At 31.2% G+C, this 333-nt stretch carries 1 pseudogene; it reads left to right on the forward strand.

From position 1 onward, the window contains the following. Positions 1 to 333 (forward strand): annotated as a pseudogene (locus tag GCL60_RS17325) (hypothetical protein); the annotation flags it as partial.

Raw genomic sequence — 333 nt, forward strand, 5'->3', positions numbered from 1 at the left:
AAAAACATATCAATATGGTGTAACAGGACAAAAAGAGAAAGAAACATTATATAATGTAGATTCTCAAGGTAATCCTTTTAAAACTACAATTCAATATAAGTATGATGCAAAAGGAAGAGAAGTTGCTATCATTTCACCAAGCGGAGAGACAAAAGTAACAGAATATAATGACGCAAGTCATACAGAACAAAAATATGTAAAAGCGGTAGATGGAGAAATATCTCCGATAAGCGTAGTTACTTATAATGATATGAATAAAGTAGCGAGTACGCAGTTATTAAAGAGCGATAAAAGCTTTTACAGTGTAAGTAGCAATAAATATGATGCTTATGG

Source organism: Silvanigrella paludirubra (assembly GCF_009208775.1).
Classification (GTDB): Bacteria; Bdellovibrionota_B; Oligoflexia; order Silvanigrellales; family Silvanigrellaceae; genus Silvanigrella; species Silvanigrella paludirubra.